The following is a 16,363-nucleotide window of genomic DNA, read 5'->3' on the forward strand; positions in this document are numbered from 1 at the left end:
CAGACCTTTAAATTCGCGCGTTCCCGTTTCCGGAAAATTAACCATGACCGGCCCAGATTGCTGCGGCAATTAGGGCCGTACGGACTCATCCGACCGGCGCGGGAGTGCCGATGTCGAAAAGTTCTGCCCAATATTCGCAGTACCCCCAACATCACCCTCACGACCACGGCCGGGCCTACCAACGCCGCCCCGCGGCGGCGGCAGCCGTTGCCATTCCCCTTCCCGCGGCCGACGACGCCTACACCATCGTCCATCACGGCAAGCAGTTTCGCCTTGGACCCGTGGTGTTCTGGATCGTGGTCGGCACCGTCGTGCTGCTCGGTCTCTGGTCGGCGGCAACCGCGACCTATTTTGCTTTCCGCGACGACGTCCTCACCCGGCTGATCGCCCGCCAGGCCGAGATGCAATACGCCTATGAGGACCGCATCGCCGAGCTGCGCACCAAGGTCGACCGTACCACCAGCCGCCAGTTGCTCGACCAGGAACAGTTCGACCAGAAGCTCGATCAGATCATGAAGCGCCAGACGGCGCTGGAGTCCCGGGCGACGGCGCTCGGAGCCATGCCCGACGTGACCGGCTCGATTCCGCGCGCGGTCCCGCAGCGCGGTGATTCGAGTCAGGCCACGCCAAAGCCCTCGCCGATCAGCGACACCGTCATCTTCGTGGCGCCGCCGGATCGTGAGGCGCGCCTCGAATCCCGCGCTCCGAACGTGGCTGCACCGCCGACCAACCAATTCGCCAAGAACCAGGGTTTCGACAACGTCCTGATCCGGCTCACGACCGCCCTCGATCAGGTCGAGCGTCGCCAGATGGCGGCGCTCAGCGCCGTCGAGGAAGGCATGGATTCGCGCATGCGCCGGATGCGCGGCGTGGTCAGCGATCTCGGCCTGAACCTTGCCAATCTCGAAGCCGCGGTGCCGCGCACCGCGATGGGCGGCCCCTTCGTGCCGGTCAAGCTGACGTCCAATGCCGGGCCGTTCGAGAAGCAGCTCAATCGCATCAACGTCACCCGCGCCGAGATGGATCGTCTCAACCGTACGCTGGCGCTGGTGCCCTATCGCAAGCCCGTCGTCGGCGAGGTCGAGTTCACCTCCGGCTTCGGCGTGCGCAGCGACCCCTTCCTCGGCCGGCCCGCGATGCATACCGGGCTCGACTTCCGTGCCGCCACCGGCGATCCCGTGCGTGTCACTGCCTACGGCAAGGTGGTCTCCGCCGGCTGGTCCGGCGGCTACGGCCGCATGATCGAGGTCGATCACGGCAACGGGCTTTCGACCCGCTACGGCCATCTCTCCGAGATCAACGTCAAGGTCGGCGAGGTCGTGAAGATCGGCCAGGTCGTCGGCCTGGTCGGCTCAACCGGGCGCTCCACCGGTCCGCATCTGCATTACGAGACCCGCATCGAAGGCGAAGCGGTCGATCCGCAGAAATTCCTGCGCGCCGGCGTGCGCCTCAGCGCGGGCTAGATCCCGCGCTCACTTTTCGCGCCCGCGCGTTCCTCAACGCCGGCCGCCGCCCATCCCGCCTCCGGGACCGCCGAAGCCGCCACCACCCATTCCACCGCCGGGCCCCATGGGTCCGCCGGGCGACCCCATGCCGCCTGGGCCTGACGGACCGCCAGCTCCCGTCGGCGCAGAACCGGGCGCCGCTCCCGAAGGCGATCCCGGTACGGGCGCGCCGGGCCCGCCGCCGGCCGGACTGGGCGTGCTGCGATTCGGATGCAGGATCGAGCCGCCGGGCGACCGGTTGGGATTATTGCCGCCACCAGACGGAGGTGCTCCAGGTCCCTGACCGATGGCCTGCGCCGAATCCACCTGGAAGCCGCGCGACCGATCGAATGCGCCGCCCACCACCATGCGCGCTTCGCCGGCCGCAGGCCCGAATCGTGAGCCGTCACGGGCCACGAAGCCGGAGCCGAGCTGCAGGTTCGCCCCCGCGCGTTGTACGTAAGCCTCGACCGACAGACGGCTCGCGCCGACCAGATCCGAGAAATCGTCGATCCGCGTGCGCGCCACCTGCATTGCGCCCTGGCTGGTGCTGCCCTCGATCTGGACCCGCTGGCCGGCCAGCAAGGGATCGACGCCGTTCAGCTTCAGCCCGCCAATCCGCAAGCCGTCGGGCCCGCGTTCGACCAGGCCGGTCACACGCTCGGTCGTCCCGCGTCGCGGCTCGACCAGGCTTGCCACGATGACGCCGTCGGTGCGGCGCAGACCATAGACGGCCACTTGCGCGCCAGGACGGAGCTTGCTCTCCTTGTCGCTCACGATCTTCTGGCCGAGCACCGTCAATTCGTTGCCCTTCACCGTCTCGACGGGACCGGCAACTTCGCTCGCGATCGCGATGTTGCGCGTGACGAGAGTGCCATCGGCCTGACGGACCGCGACCACACGGGCGAGCTGGCCGATGCGCAAGGCTTTGGGGCTCGCCGCCTCGCCGTCGATCCGCAACGCCACGTCGCTGGCATAGGTAACCCGCTCGCCGTTGACGTAGATGCTGCCGAAGCGCTGGATGACGCCGACGATACCGGTGCCGCCGATGCCGTGATCATCGCCGCGCGTGATGCCGGTGCCGCCGATTCCCTGGTCGGTGCCACGCTTGACCTGCGCACGCGCCATCGCCGTGCCGGCCAGCCAGAACCCCATCAACAGCAGACGGCGCGAGATCAATGGCGGCCGGCTCATGAGGAACCGCCCTCCTTGCCGCCGTCCTTGCTGTTGTCCTTGCCACCGTCCCTGGAATCGCCCTGCTCGTCGGCGTCCTCGCTGTAGATGTAGATGCCGAAATTCCAGCGGGCGTCACCGCCCTTGTCCTTGGCAAGCGCGCGGTTGGCCTCGCGATTGGCGGTCTTCAGCGCCTCCATGGCGAGCTCGCGCGAGCGCGCCTCGAGCTTCCGCGCCAGCTTCGGCGAGATGTTGTTGTAGTGCACCGCGCGCTCGAGAAAGCGCGGCCCATCCGCGACGTTCTGCGCGGCGGCCGCGATGTGGTCATGCAGGTTGCGGCCGAGATAGTGCCACTTGCTGTCGTCCTCGCCCGACGGGACGAAGGCGGCCTCGACCAGCTCGATCTCGTCAGCCTCGTTGATGGTCACGAGCTCGCGGTCGATCCATTCGTCGAGCACTGCGCGCGGACGCACGTCCTTGGTGACGGACGCGACCAGCTGCTCGAACGACGGCGCATCGTCCTCCGCCGTGCGCGGCAACGGCAGCGGCTCTCCCCTCGCATCGGTAAATTCAGGCGCGGCCAGCCAGCGCGCGATCACGGCGCTGGTCAGCGATACCGCCGCGGGCGCCTCGTGCACGGGAGCACCCGCGCCGCGCAACCGCGCCACCTCCTTGCGATGGATGCCGGTGAGCAGGCTGACGCGGCTGTCGGTCTGCTCCTTTCCCTCCAGCGCGAAATCGTGCTCGGCCACGTTGACGAACAACTCGCGCAGCAATTGCGCCAGCGCCGGAAAGGTCATGCCGCTGCGGATGCAGAGCCGCACCAGCGGGCGCAGCAGCCGCGCCAGCGGCGCGTGCAGCTTATCGGCGGCATTCGGCTGCGGAGCCGCTGCTTTGGACCCTGGCTTGGCAATCATGTCCGAATTGTAGCGACCCCCGGCGTGGGACACAATCCCACTTTTTCCTGTTTGCCGATTGACGTGGTAAATTTTCCCACATATACGGATCGGCACTGAGGGGCGCGACGTAAAGGGACACGACATGGCTGACCATCTGGTCCGCATTTCCAGTTCACCGCGTGCGGTGCCGGCTCCCGCCTGGGGGCACGGCGCGATCGAACCAATGCTGCCGGCGCTGCTGCGCGGCGTGATCTTCATCTCGGTGCTGGCCGCACCGTTCGTCGCAGCACTCCTGGCAGGCTGACGCCATCATGCATCACACCCAAGAAACCTCGCACGAGATCACACGCCGCCCGTCGGTGCTGCACATCTTCAAGATCTACTATCCCGACCTGTTCGGCGGCACGCTCACGGTGATCCGCGACATCTGCGCGAGCTTGAAGGACGCCTTCGACTCCGCCGTGCTGGTCTGCTCGCAATCGGCCGAGAAGCGCCGGATCGTCGTCAACGACGTGCCGGTCGAGCGCGTCCGCTCGTTCGGCAATCTGCTGTCGCTGCCGGCCGCCCCCACCTATCCCTGGCGTCTCTGGCGCAAGATCGCCGAGCACGACCTGCTGGCGCTGCACGCGCCCTTCCCGCTCGCCGACCTCGTTTTCGCGTTCGGTTTCGGACGCAAGCGGCCGCTCGTGGTGCACTGGCACGCCGACATCGTCACCCATGCCGGCCTGCGCTGGTTCATCGAACCCTTGATGCGGCAAACCCTGCGGCGCGCCAAGGCGATCATCGTCTCGGACCACGTGTTGGTCGACACCACGCCGCTGTTGCGTGAATTCGAGGACAAATGCCACGTCGTGCCGTTCGGCATCGACACCTCCGGTTACGACTGGCCGACGATCGAGCCGCACCACGTCAACGACCGCGGCCGGCTCGTGCTCGCCTGCGGCCGGCTCGTGCCCTACAAGGGGTTCGACGTGCTGATCCGCGCGGCGGCCGCCCATAATTTCGAGGTCTGGATCATCGGCGAAGGCGTCGAGCGGCCGCGGCTGGTGCAGCTCATCGAGGAGCTCGGCCTCACCGAGCGCGTCCGCCTGCTCGGCTCGGTCAACGATTGCGAGCGCATCAAGCTGATGTGCCTTGCCGACGTCTTCGTGATGCCCTCGCTCACCAATGCCGAGACGTTCGGGCTGGCTCAGCTGGAAGCCATGGCCGCGGGCCGCCCTGTCGTGAACACGGCGCTCGACACGGCCGTGCCCCGCGTTGCCCGCCACGGCGTGGAGGCGATCACCGTCCCGCCCGGCGACGCCGAGAAACTGGGCGAAGCCATCGACACCCTTATCCGCGATCCCGAACGTCGTCGCCACATGGGACTTGCCGCGCGGACGCGCGCACTCACCCGCTATTCGGCGACCGCATTCAGGCAGGGCATGGAGACCGTCTATCGCGATGCCGTCGCTGCGCCCAGCGAGCAGCGATCGGCAAATGCCGAACCGCCGCCGGCGACCGCATGGTTCGACAGCATCCGGATCGCGGCGACGCTGGCCTGGTCGGACATGCGCCACCGCTACGTCCGCTCACTGCTCGGCCCGTTCTGGATGTCGCTCCAGATGGCGATCGTGGTCGCTGTATTGGGCTCGGTGATCGGGCAGATCTCGAATGCCGACGTGCTGTCGCGTCTGCCGATGCTCGCGCTGTCGATGACGGCCTGGACCTTCCTCAACAGCGTGGTACTCGACGCCACCACGGCGCTGCAGAACTCCGCGAGCCTGATCCGCGACCGCGCGCTGCCGCCGGTCATCTTCCTCCTGCAGTGCACGTTCCGCCAGGCGCTGTTCGCACTTCATAACGCCTGCGTGCCGCTGGTGCTGTGGTTGATCCTGTCGCCACACGACCTCTCGCACGGGTTTGCGGCGCTGCCCGGCCTGCTGCTGTTCGTGGTCTGCACCTTCGCCCTCAGTCTCGTCCTCGGCGCGATGGCAACCCGCTATCGCGACCTCAAGCCGATCATCGAATCGACCCTGATGCTCGCCTTCCTGGCCTCACCCGTGATCTGGTCCTCGGACGTGATCAGCCATCGCTCGACGGTGATGCGGCTCAATCCGCTGACGCATCTCTTCGCGGTGTGGCGCGAGCCTCTCACGGGCAGTCCCGTCGATCCCGTCAGCATTGCCTACGTCCTCGTCGCGCTGGCGCTGCTGATCGGTGCGAGCGTGCTGACGCTGGTCCATCTGCGCAAAGCGGCGTTCTGGATCTGAACCATGGTCTCCATCAACCTGCGCAACGTCTGCCTCGATTATCCGCTCTACGGCGCCTACGACTATTCGCTGAAGCGGCGGCTGCTCGGCCATCTCATCCGCGAGCCGGGCGAGATGCGGATCATCCGCGCCGTGGACGACGTCACGATCGAGGCCGAAACCGGCGCCCGCATCGGGCTCGCCGGCCCCAACGGCTCCGGCAAGTCGACGCTGTTGCGGCTGATCGCCGGTGTCTATCCGCCGAGCAGCGGCGGCATCGCGATCCAGGGCAATGTCGTGCCCCTGCTCGGCCTCAACGCCGGCGTCAACCTCGACTTCGTCGCGGAGGACAACATCGCGCTGCTGCTGCGGATCAGCGGCCACAAGCCGACCCGAACGATGATCGACGAGATCTGGGCCTTCACCGAACTCGAGACCCGCATGCGGCGGCTTCCCCTGAGGATGTTCTCCTCGGGCATGCTGATGCGGGTGCTGTTTGCGACCGCGACCGCCTTTCCCGCGGACATTCTGCTGCTCGACGAATGGCTCAGCGTGGTCGACGAGCACTTTGCGGAGAAGGCCCAGGCGCGGCTGTTGAACCTCGTGTCGCAGGCGGCGATCGTCATCATCGCCTCGCACGACCAGCCGCTGCTGCGCCGCACCTGCACGCGCATCATCAACCTCGATCACGGCCGCATCGCCTCGACCGTCACGGTCGAGCCGCCGGCCGCACAATTTCCCGAGCTCCGCGAGAAACGCGCATGAAGCAGAACATCCTCGTCGTCTCCGAAGCGCTGGGCGAGCCCAACCACAAGCGCGGCATCTTCCACTTCACCCGCGAGCTGGTGCGTTCGCTCGCGGCCGAGGGGCATGACCTGACGCTGCTGGTCGAGACCACGCGGCGCTATCGCAAGCTGCAGCGGCGCGAGCGACGCACCAGGCTATTTCCGGCGGCGGCACGCAACATCGAGCTGCTCGCGCTCTACCGTTTCCTGGATGAGATCAACATGGGCGAGCCGGCCGTACGCGGCGGCCTGCGCCGCACGCTGGACTGGATCCGCCACAAGGCCACCATGTCGGTGTCGTGGGACTATATCGTCTGCTTCCTGCGCGCGGTCGGCCTGCGAGCCTTGCACGCCCGCCTGATCGAGAACAGGACCGCGGCGCTCGAATACGTCCCGCCGGATCTGCGCCATCTCGAACTGTTCCGTGATTTCCAGCTCGAGCCCGGCTTCTACAGCTATCAGGATTCTTCGGCCTTCTTCCTGCTGCCGCCGCCGCGGATCGACGCGCGCGATTACGACGTCATCGTCGTGGACACCCCGACCCGGGTGGCGATCACGCGCAAGCCCGGCGCCAAGGTGATCTGCGTCGTGCATGACCTGCTGCCGCTCACCGACCTCAAGCTCAGCGACGTCGCAACGCGCTTGTTCCTGTCACGGCTCCTCACCAGCCTCCGCCAGGCCGACGAGCTCGCCTTCGTTTCAAACTACAGCATGATGCGGTTCAGGGACCTGTTACCGCAATTTGCGCACCTACCGGCGCGGGTCGTTTATCCCCGCACCCGGTTCGACGCCCCGGATGTCCTGCACCTCCCAGCCCCGTCGGGGCGTCCGGGGCGGCCGAGCTTCGTCGTCATCGTCTCGAACGAGCCGCGCAAGAATGTTGCCACCGTCGTCCGTGCCTTCCGTGGCGTGCCCCAGGCCGATCTCGTCGTGATCGGTTACGCCGGCGAGATCGGCCGGATGCGCAATCCGCCGCCGAACGTCCGCTTCGCCGGCTATGTCGACGAGCACGAAAAGGCGAGCCTGATTGCGGAGGCGCACGGCCTGATCATGCCAAGCCTCGCCGAGGGTTTTGGCGTGCCGATCATCGAGGCCCTTGCTGCGAACACGCCGGTGCTGTGCTCCGACATCGCCGTGTTCCGCGAGGTCGCGGGCGAGCTTGCCGACTATTTCGACCCGTTCTCCACGGACTCGATCGCCGCCTCCGTCACCCGCGCGCTGACCCGGCAGGAGGAGTGGCGCGGCAGGATCCGGGCACGGCGCCACGAGCTCGCGCAGCGCTTCGGCTACGAGACCCAGGCCCGCGATTTCCTCGGCCAGCCTGATCCCGCCGCAGGCCTCGCCGCCGCACCGCTCGCATCGTACGGATGAGCGCCGAAACCGCGTTGCTGCCCGCTCCGGCCGATCGGCGAAACGGTCGGGGCGCATGGCGAACCTGGAGCAAATCGGCCGCGCTGGTCCGGGCGACGGACGTGCTAGTCATCCTGATCGCGGCCTCGCTGCCGTGGTCGACCACGGCGCCTTCGATCCTTGTCGGGCTCTTTCTGCTTGCGGTGACGCCCACTATCGACTGGCCGGACTATGCGCGCAGGCTCAAGCAGCCGGCCTATGTGCTGCCCTTCGCGATCTTGCTGCTCGCCGTCGTGGGCCTGCTGTGGTCGGACGCAGCCTGGGCTGACCGTTTGCATGCAATCAAGCCGGTCGCAAAGCTCGTGCTGATACCGCCGCTGCTTTATCATTTCAGCCGCTCGGACCGCGGCGTTTGGGTTGCCCTCGCCTTTCTCGTCTCCTGTGCCTTGCTTGCGGTCTTCTCCTGGGTCGTGCTGCTCGACCCCGCCTGGAAGCTCACGGCGACGGCATCGCCAGGCGTTCCCGTCAAGAACTACATCGACCAGAGCCAGGAGTTCACGCTCTGCGCCTTCGCGCTCGCCCTGCCGGTGCTCACCTGCTGGCGCAATGGACACGCGATCGCGGCAGCCGCCTGCCTTGCCCTGATCCTGCTGTTCGCCACCAACATGGTCTTCGTGGCCTCGGCTCGCACCGCGCTGCTGTGCATCGTTGTGCTGCTGGCCTTGTTTGCGTGGAAGCATCTCAACCGGCGGGCAGCACTGGTCCTGCTCGCAGGCTCGGTCGCCGCGAGCCTCTTCGCCTGGACGGCGTCGCCTTACCTGCGCCAGCGCATCACCGATATTGCCGTCGAGTATCGACACGGCCATGAGGACATCAGCCGCGCCTCCACCGCCCAGCGCCTGACCTATTGGCGCAAATCGCTGCACGCCTTCGCCGAGGCGCCTCTGCTCGGCCACGGCACCGGCTCGATCAAGCGACAGTTCGAACGCGCCGCCACGTGCGAAAGCAATCTCGATGGGGAGATCGTCAGCAATCCCCACAACCAGACCCTCAACGTCGCCGTCCAATGGGGCCTCCTCGGCGTCGTCCTGCTCTACGCGATGTGGATCGCCCATCTCCGCCTGTTCCTCGGCGGCGGTGTTGCGGTCTGGATCGGCCTTGTGGCCGTGGTGCAGAACATCGCGAGCTCGCTCGTGAACTCGCACCTGTTCGATTTCCACGAGGGATGGATGTACGTGCTCGCCGTCGGCGTCGCCGGCGGCATGGTTTTGAAGAGGACCGCCGGCGAGCCCTGACTACTGGCTGCGCTCGTGGCCGACTTCCCCGGTGATGACGTCGCCGAACAGCTCCCAGGCCTGCCCGTTGAAGCGCATCAGCTGCATCTGCTCGATCGGAAAATAGTCGTCCGGCGACGTGTTGACCATGATGCCGGGCAGCATCAAGTCGGTGTGAAAGTCCTTCAGGCTGGCCGCCTGCTTCATGACGTTCTCGTGCGTGAGATTATCGCCGCACTGCTTCAACACCTGCGTCATGGCCTCGGCCTGCACATAGCCGTAGATGTTGTTGGCGTTGGCCTTGTCGCCGTCGGGATAATATTTGTCCATGAACTCCCGCCATTTCACGATGGCCGGATCCTTGTCCCAGGTCGGATCGGTGGGATCCTTCAGATAGGCGGTCGAAATGATGTCCTTGGAATAGTCGAGCCCGGCGGGCTTGAGCACCGAGGCGACCGAGGTTGCGGTGTTGGCGAGGAAGAACTTCGGCTTCCAGCCGAGCTCGCCCACTTTCCGGATCGCCTGTGCCGAACCCTTCGGCGCAGCCCATGAGAAGAAGATGTCGGCGCCGGAATCGTGCAAGGCGACGATCTGCGAGTCGATCGAGGGATCGCTGACCTCATAGGATTTGTCGGCGATGATCATGTTCACCTTGTCGCCGAGCCCGTCTTTCAGGCCCTTGAACTGGTCCTTGCCGGCGTCGTCGTTCTGCCAGAACACGGCGATCTTGCCGTTCGGGAATTTGTCGCGGATGTATTTGGCGTAGATCCGCCCCTCGCTCTGGTAGTTGGGCTGGAAGCCCATGGTCCACGGAAAGCTCTTGGGGTCGCCGAACTTGGTGCCGCCGGAGGCAACGAAGAGCTGCGGCACCTTCTTGGCGTTCATGTATTTCATGATCGCCGAGTTCGAGGGTGTGCCGAGCGGCTGGAAGATCAGCAGCACCTCGTCGCTCTCGACCAGCTTGCGCGCCTGCTCGATCGCCTTCGGCGGCGAATAGGCATCGTCATAGCTGATGAAGTTGATCTTGCGCCCGTTGATGCCGCCCTGCTCGTTGATCATCTTGAAATAGGCGGCCTCGGTCTTGCCGATCACGCCATAGGACGAGGCAGGCCCGCTATAGGGCATGATGTTGCCGATCTTGACTTCGGTGTCGCTGGCGCCGGGATCGTATTTCTTCTGCGCCAAGGCCGGGCTCGCGGCGAGCGCTCCGGCAACAAGCATGGCGAGGGCAGCAAGGTTTTCGCGACGACCCGGCATCGTTCTCTCCCCTATTTTGTAGTCTTGTTTTGCCGGGGAGTGTCGCAAGGAGGATAGCCGCTGGCAAGCGCTGCGATTTTCCGCGAGATGAAACGGCGCGTCGGGAACTTACGTGAGGCGCCACCGGAATACGCGCCCATCGATCACGAGCAGCGCGCTGGCAATGACCAGGGCGCCGGCAATCTCGCGCACCGAAATCGGCTCACCCAGGACCAGATAGCCGAGCAGGATCGCAGTCACGGGAAGAAGGAGCGTCACCAGCGTCACGTTGGTTGCCCCCGACCGCCGCAGCACCTGAAAAAAGACGAGATACGCGAGGGCGGTCGAGAGGCCAGCCGAGCCGAGTACGGCAAGCCAGGTCGTCACGCCAGGCATCGGCAGGCGCCATGGCCGATCGAACACGAAGGCGAGCACCGTCATCATGACCGTCGACGCGAGCAACTGGCATGTCGCCGTCGCAAGCGGTGGCGATTTCGACAGCCAGCGCCGAGCCACCAAAGCCGCGAATCCGTAGCTGAGAGCCGCCCCGAGACAAAGCAGGATCCCGAGCCCCTGCCCCGTCAGCAACTCGATCCCGGCTCCCTTCAGAATGATGACGCCGATCAGGCCGACGACAACACCCGCCGCCCGACGCGCTATCAGCCTCTCTTCTCCGACAGCAGCCATGACGACGACCGTGAATAGGGGCGTGGTCGCGTTGAGGATCGACGCCAGCCCACTCGAAATGGACAATTGCGCCGTCACGATCATGCAAAAAGGCAATACGTTGTTGAGCAACGCCATGGCGATATACGGGCGCCAACTCGCGATGTCTCCGGGAAGGCTGATCCGGTAAAGCCGCAGGAGCGGCAGAAGGAAGGCCGCGCCGACCGCCACTCGCAGCAGCACCAGCGTCAGCGGCGGCAATTCCTTCAAGGCTGCGCTGTTGAAGAAGAACGAACCGCCCCACAGGATCGAAAGGAGGCCCAGCAACAACCAGTCGCGTGCGTCGATCCTGTTATCGGTGGGAGGCATTACATCTCGCATCTGGCGGCCAGAGCCGACGCCTAGCGCGAAGCCATGGACGTGACCACCCGATTTCCGCAACAGAACCGTGCGGCTTATTTCGGCCGCGACACCAGCTCGATCATCTTGCCTTCGTCGTCGTCAGGCATCGCCGCCTTCGCCTGCGCGTAGGACTCGACCGCAGCGCGCGAGACCAGCGGCTTGTCGGCCAGCAGGCTCTCGGCGAGCCTCACGGCATAGTCGGCATCCTTGTGCCGGAGCGCCGCGGTGAAGGTCGCGCCGGAAAAGTCGCGGGCGACCATGCGCTTGGAGTGACGCTGAACCTGCGGGCTGGCGGCAACGCCCGCCTGGATCGACTCCAGCACCAGGTTCATGTCGAGCCCGGCCTGCTCGGCGATCGCAAGGCCCTCGGCGAGGCCGGCGATCTGGATTGCGCCCATGAGATTGTTGATGAGCTTGTAGACCGTGCCGGAGCCCACCGCGCCGAAATGGCGGATGGTCGAGCCGATCGGAGCCAGATAAGGCCGCGCACGCTCGAGATCGGCGGCGTCAGCGCCGACCAGCAGCGTCAGCTTTCCGGCCGCCGCCGCGTCCGGCAGTCCCGTCACGGGGCAGTCGATATAGATCAGCCCGCGCGCGTTGAGCTCGCGGCCCATCTCGCGGGCGTGGTCATACGAAACAGTCGAGCATTCGATCGCGATGGTGCCGGCCTTGGCGGTCTTGGCCGCACCCTTCGGCCCGAGCCAGACCGCGCGCGAAGCCTCGTCGTCGGCGACCATGGTCACGACGGCATCGGCATCGATCGCGGCATCCTCGGGCGACGTCGCCCAATGCGCGCCGCGCGCGATCAGGTCTTCAGCCTTGGCCTTGCTGCGATTCCACAAGCTGACCGTGAAGCCGGCATCGAGATAGCGGCCGGCCATGCCATGCCCCATCCGTCCAAGCCCGATGAAGGCGACGCGGGGCATGATCAGTCCACATCCTCGATGTCAACACCCGTGGTCCCGAACGCGCGCTGCGCCAGGGTCGCGGCCATGAAGTCGTCGAGCTCGCCGTTGAGCACGCCCGATGTGTCGGAGGTCTGCACGCCCGTGCGCAGATCCTTCACCATCTGATAGGGCTGCAGCACGTAGGAGCGGATCTGGTGGCCCCAGCCGATATCGGTCTTGGCGGCCTGGTCGGCGGCGGCCTTTTCCTCGCGCTTCTTCAGCTCGATTTCATAAAGACGTGCGCGCAGCATGTCCCAAGCCTGGGCGCGATTCTTGTGCTGGGAGCGGCCGGCCTGGCAGACCACGGCAACGCCGGTCGGAATGTGGGTCAGACGCACCGCGGATTCGGTCTTGTTGACGTGCTGACCGCCGGCGCCGCCCGAGCGCATGGTATCGACTCGAACGTCGGATTCCTTGATGTCGATCTTGATGCTGTCGTCGATGACCGGGAATACCTGCACGCTCGAAAACGAGGTGTGGCGCCGCGCGTTCGAGTCGAACGGCGAGATGCGCACCAGGCGATGCACGCCGGCCTCCGTCTTCAGCCAGCCATAGGCGTTGTGGCCGGAGACCTGGATGGTCGCGGACTTGATGCCGGCTTCTTCGCCCTCGGACTCTTCGAGATATTCGACCTTGAAGCCGTGCGTTTCGGCCCAGCGCGTGTACATGCGCAAGAGCATCTGCGCCCAGTCCTGGCTCTCGGTGCCGCCGGCGCCGGCATGGACTTCGAGATAGGAATCGAAGCGGTCGGCCTCGCCCGAGAGCAGCGCCTCGAGCTCGCGCCGCGCGACTTCCTTCTTCAGGTTCTTCAGCGCGGCTTCGGCTTCGGCAACGACACCGTCATCGCCCTCGGCCTCGCCGAGCTCGATCATGCCGATGTCGTCTTCGAGCTCCTGCTCGACCTTGCCGATGCCCGAGAGCGAATCCTCCAGCGAGGTCCGCTCCTGCATCAACTTCTGGGCCTTCTGGGGATCGTTCCAGAGGTTGGGATCTTCTGCGAGCTTGTTCAGCTCAGCGAGGCGCGCCGTCGATTTCTCGACGTCAAAGATGCCTCCTCAGCAGCCCGACTGACTGCTTGATCTCTTCTACCAACCGTTCGATTTCGGCGCGCATGTCGTTCTCTGATCTCGCGGAATCCCGCGTGCAATTCGAGATGGGGATGTAGCGGCGGCGGCTGCAAAGCGCAACCACCCCGCCCCGTTCGCATCAGGCGTTATCCGCTACCACAATCCGCCGGTGCCCGGCCGAATGAGGAAGCCGGAATCCGGCTGCTGCTGCTGCGAGGCGGGCATGCCACCGCGCCCGTCGGCGTCGGCAACGCCGATGACCGAATAATTGTCCGGCGGCGCCGTGCCCGGCTTGAAGGCCTCGAGGATGGTCCCGCCGGTCTCGCCGGGACCTGCGCGCATGCCGGTCTTGGAGACGACGCGCACCAGCTTGATGCCGGCCGGTACCTTGAACGGAACCGCGGGCTTGTCGGCGAGCGCGAGCTTGAGGAAATCGCGGGCGATAGGCGCCGCCAGATGGCCGCCGGTCGCAGCGTTGCCCTTACCGAGCGCACGCGGCTTGTCGTAGCCCATATAGATCGCGACGGCGACGTCGGGCGAGAAGCCCACGAACCAGGCGTCCTTGGCCTCGTTGGTGGTGCCGGTCTTGCCGGCGATCGGCTTGCCGACTTCCTTGACCACGGTCGCCGTACCGGCCTGGACCACGCCCTCCATCAGCTCGGTGATCTGATAGGCGGTCATGGAGTCCAGCACCTGCTCGCGGCGGTCGATCAACTGCGGCTCGGTCTGGTTCTTCCAGCCGCCCGGCGCATCGCAGCCGCGGCATTCGCGCTGATCGTGCTTGAAGATGGTGCGGCCGTAGCGATCCTGAATACGGTCGATCAGCGTCGGCTTCACGCGGCGGCCGCCATTGGCGAGCATCGAGTAAGCGGTCACCATGCGCATCGCCGTCGTCTCGCCGGCGCCGAGCGCATAGGAGAGATAGTTCGGCAATTCGTCATAGACGCCGAAGCGGCGGGCATATTCGCCGATCAAGGGCATGCCGATGTCCTGCGCGAGGCGCACCGTGACGGTGTTGAGCGACTGCCGCAGCGCGTTGCGCAGCGTCACCGGGCCCTGGAACTTGCCCGAGGAGAAGTTTTCTGGCCGCCAGACGCCGGCGCCCTGGCCCTGGTCGATTTCGATGGGCGCGTCGAGCACGACGGTCGAGGGCGTGTAGCCGTTGTCGAGCGCCGCCGAATACACGATCGGCTTGAACGACGAACCGGGCTGCCGATAGGCCTGCGTGGCCCGGTTGAACTGGCTCTGGTCGAACGAGAAGCCGCCGACCATCGCGAGCACGCGGCCGGTCCAGGGATCCATCGCCACCATCGCGCCCGACACTTCGGGGATCTGGCGCAAGCGGTACTGGCCCTCGACCGGCTGGCCGTCCTTGTAGAGCGGATCGGCATAGATGACGTCGCCGGGCTGAAGCACCTGCGACACCGCCGTCGGCGTCTTGCCCTTGGTTCCATTCTGCGCAGCCCGCGCCCACCGGACGCCGTCGGCCGTGACGATGCCGGTCTCGCGCTGCTTGCTGACGGCACCGCCGAGCTCCCGGTTCGGCTGGAAGCCGATGCGCGCCGACTGGTCGCTGGTCTCCAGCACCACCGCCATGCGCCACGGCGAGATGTCGGAGAGCGATTTGATCTCGGCGAGCTTCACGCCCCAATCGCCCGAAATATCGAGCTTGCTCATGGCGCCGCGATAGCCCTGCTGCTCGTCATAATTCACGAGGCCCGAGACCATGGCCTTGCGCGCCATGACCTGGATCTTCGGATCGAGCGTGGTGCGAACCGAGAGGCCGCCTTCATACAGCTTCTTCTCGCCGTACCGCTCGAAGATGTCGCGGCGAACTTCCTCGGCGAAATACTCGCCGGCGAAGGTGTGGGCGCCGTTGGACCGGTTGGTGACGGCCAGCGGCTCCTTGCGGGCCTTGTCGGCGTCGGCCTGCTTGATCCAGCCGTTCTCCACCAGGCGGTCGATGACGTAATTGCGGCGCTCGATGGCGCGATCACGGTTGCGCACCGGATGCAGCGTCGCCGGCATCTTCGGCAGCGCGGCCAGATAGGACGCTTCCGCCACCGTCAGCTCGTTCACCGACTTGTCGAAATAGACCAGCGAAGCGGCTGCGATGCCGTAGGCGCCGAGGCCCAGATAGATTTCGTTCAGATACAGTTCGAGGATCTTGTCCTTCGAATAGGTCTTCTCGATCCGCATCGCCAGCAAGGCTTCCTTGATCTTGCGCGCGAAGGAGACCTCGTTGGTCAAAAGGAAGTTCTTGGCGACCTGCTGGGTGATGGTGGAGGCGCCCTGCGGACGGCGGTTGGAGCCGTAATTCTGGATGTAGACCACGCCGGCGCGGGCCATGCCGGTGTAGTCGATGCCGCCATGCTCGTAGAAGTTCTTGTCTTCAGCCGCGAGGAACGCGTTGATCACGAGCTTGGGCACCGCCTGGATCGGCAGATACAGCCGCCGCTCCTTGGCGTATTCACCGAGCAGCGAACCGTCGACCGCGTGCACGCGGGTCATCACCGGCGGCTCGTAATCCTGGAGCTGAGAGTAATCAGGCAAGTCCTTGGAGAAATGCCAGATCAGGCCTGCCACGGCCCCCACACCGACAAGGAACACCACGGTTCCCGCGGCGAACAGGAAGCCCATGAACCGCACCAGCAAGCGCATTATGTGTTTTTCCGTTCAAACTCTGGATTAGCCCAGTATCAGCCCAGTATCGGCCCTTGGCACTTCCAACCGGTGCCAACCTCATGTCGCGAATTCACCAGCCTACGCAATCACATCAGTGCCGGATATCAAGACGCTTGCCGAGCGGGATTCTCGCCGATTCCGGAACCCCCTGCCGGGTTTTTATA

The 16,363-nt window shown here is 65.7% G+C and carries 13 protein-coding genes; 6 read left to right on the plus strand and 7 right to left on the minus strand.

Annotated features, from left to right (window positions below; all coding sequences use genetic code 11):
* Window positions 1-110: 110 nt before the first annotated feature.
* On the plus strand, window positions 111-1,463 hold the full coding sequence (locus QRQ56_RS07775) for a peptidoglycan DD-metalloendopeptidase family protein (protein ID WP_438738887.1): 1,353 nt from the start codon (window positions 111-113) through the stop codon (window positions 1,461-1,463).
* A 33-nt stretch (window positions 1,464-1,496) separates the two neighbouring features.
* Here QRQ56_RS07775 and QRQ56_RS07780 read toward each other — a convergent pair whose 3' ends face one another.
* Both QRQ56_RS07780 and QRQ56_RS07785 read right to left on the minus strand, forming a co-directional pair.
* Complete coding sequence (locus QRQ56_RS07780; protein WP_438738889.1) at window positions 1,497-2,678, minus strand: DUF5666 domain-containing protein; 1,182 nt, start codon at window positions 2,676-2,678, stop codon at window positions 1,497-1,499.
* The gene (locus tag QRQ56_RS07785; protein ID WP_438738891.1) at window positions 2,675-3,574 is read right to left on the minus strand and encodes a DUF6502 family protein; all 900 of its coding nucleotides are present in this window, start codon (window positions 3,572-3,574) and stop codon (window positions 2,675-2,677) included. The genes QRQ56_RS07780 and QRQ56_RS07785 overlap by 4 nt, the downstream gene beginning before the upstream one ends.
* Before the next feature lie 124 nt (window positions 3,575-3,698).
* Here QRQ56_RS07785 and QRQ56_RS07790 point away from each other — a divergent pair, with 124 nt between their 5' ends.
* From QRQ56_RS07790 to QRQ56_RS07810, 5 genes are read left to right on the plus strand one after another with little or no spacing between them, the layout of a single operon-like run.
* Complete coding sequence (locus tag QRQ56_RS07790; RefSeq protein ID WP_438738893.1) at window positions 3,699-3,860, plus strand: hypothetical protein; 162 nt, start codon at window positions 3,699-3,701, stop codon at window positions 3,858-3,860.
* A gap of 7 nt (window positions 3,861-3,867) precedes the next feature.
* A complete protein-coding gene (locus tag QRQ56_RS07795) occupies window positions 3,868-5,808 on the plus strand; it encodes a glycosyltransferase (protein WP_438738895.1) in 1,941 nt (646 codons plus the stop codon).
* Between the two features lie 3 nt (window positions 5,809-5,811).
* Entirely contained in the window at window positions 5,812-6,552 is a 741-nt protein-coding gene (locus QRQ56_RS07800) for an ABC transporter ATP-binding protein (protein ID WP_438738897.1), read from the plus strand.
* Window positions 6,549-7,943, plus strand: a complete 1,395-nt coding sequence (locus QRQ56_RS07805) for a glycosyltransferase family 4 protein (protein WP_438738899.1) — start codon at window positions 6,549-6,551, stop codon at window positions 7,941-7,943. The genes QRQ56_RS07800 and QRQ56_RS07805 overlap by 4 nt, the downstream gene beginning before the upstream one ends.
* Entirely contained in the window at window positions 7,940-9,217 is a 1,278-nt protein-coding gene (locus tag QRQ56_RS07810; RefSeq protein ID WP_438738901.1) for an O-antigen ligase family protein, read from the plus strand. Before QRQ56_RS07805 ends, QRQ56_RS07810 begins: the two co-directional genes overlap by 4 nt.
* On the opposite strand, the gene QRQ56_RS07815 is transcribed toward QRQ56_RS07810, so the two are convergent.
* From QRQ56_RS07815 to QRQ56_RS07835, 5 genes are all read right to left on the minus strand, one after another.
* The gene (locus tag QRQ56_RS07815; RefSeq protein ID WP_438738903.1) at window positions 9,218-10,453 is read right to left on the minus strand and encodes an ABC transporter substrate-binding protein; all 1,236 of its coding nucleotides are present in this window, start codon (window positions 10,451-10,453) and stop codon (window positions 9,218-9,220) included.
* A 108-nt stretch (window positions 10,454-10,561) separates the two neighbouring features.
* Window positions 10,562-11,467 (minus strand): DMT family transporter, encoded by a 906-nt coding sequence (locus tag QRQ56_RS07820; RefSeq protein ID WP_438738905.1) that lies wholly within the window; start codon window positions 11,465-11,467, stop codon window positions 10,562-10,564.
* A gap of 86 nt (window positions 11,468-11,553) precedes the next feature.
* Window positions 11,554-12,426, minus strand: a complete 873-nt coding sequence (locus tag QRQ56_RS07825) for an NAD(P)-dependent oxidoreductase (RefSeq protein WP_438738907.1) — start codon at window positions 12,424-12,426, stop codon at window positions 11,554-11,556.
* Window positions 12,427-12,428: 2 nt separating this feature from the next.
* A protein-coding gene (gene prfB / locus QRQ56_RS07830) for a peptide chain release factor 2 (protein ID WP_438738909.1) occupies window positions 12,429-13,560 on the minus strand; the annotation gives its coding sequence in 2 pieces (ribosomal slippage) (window positions 12,429-13,490 and window positions 13,492-13,560; 1,131 coding nt in all).
* Window positions 13,561-13,667: 107 nt separating this feature from the next.
* Window positions 13,668-16,175 carry a penicillin-binding protein 1A gene (locus QRQ56_RS07835; protein ID WP_438738911.1) on the minus strand — a complete coding sequence of 836 codons (2,508 nt, stop codon included), beginning with the start codon at window positions 16,173-16,175 and terminating at the stop codon, window positions 13,668-13,670.
* Between the last annotated feature and the right edge of the window lie 188 nt (window positions 16,176-16,363).

The sequence above is a fragment of the Bradyrhizobium sp. U531 genome (genome assembly GCF_051710265.1).
GTDB lineage: Bacteria > Pseudomonadota > Alphaproteobacteria > Rhizobiales > Xanthobacteraceae > Bradyrhizobium.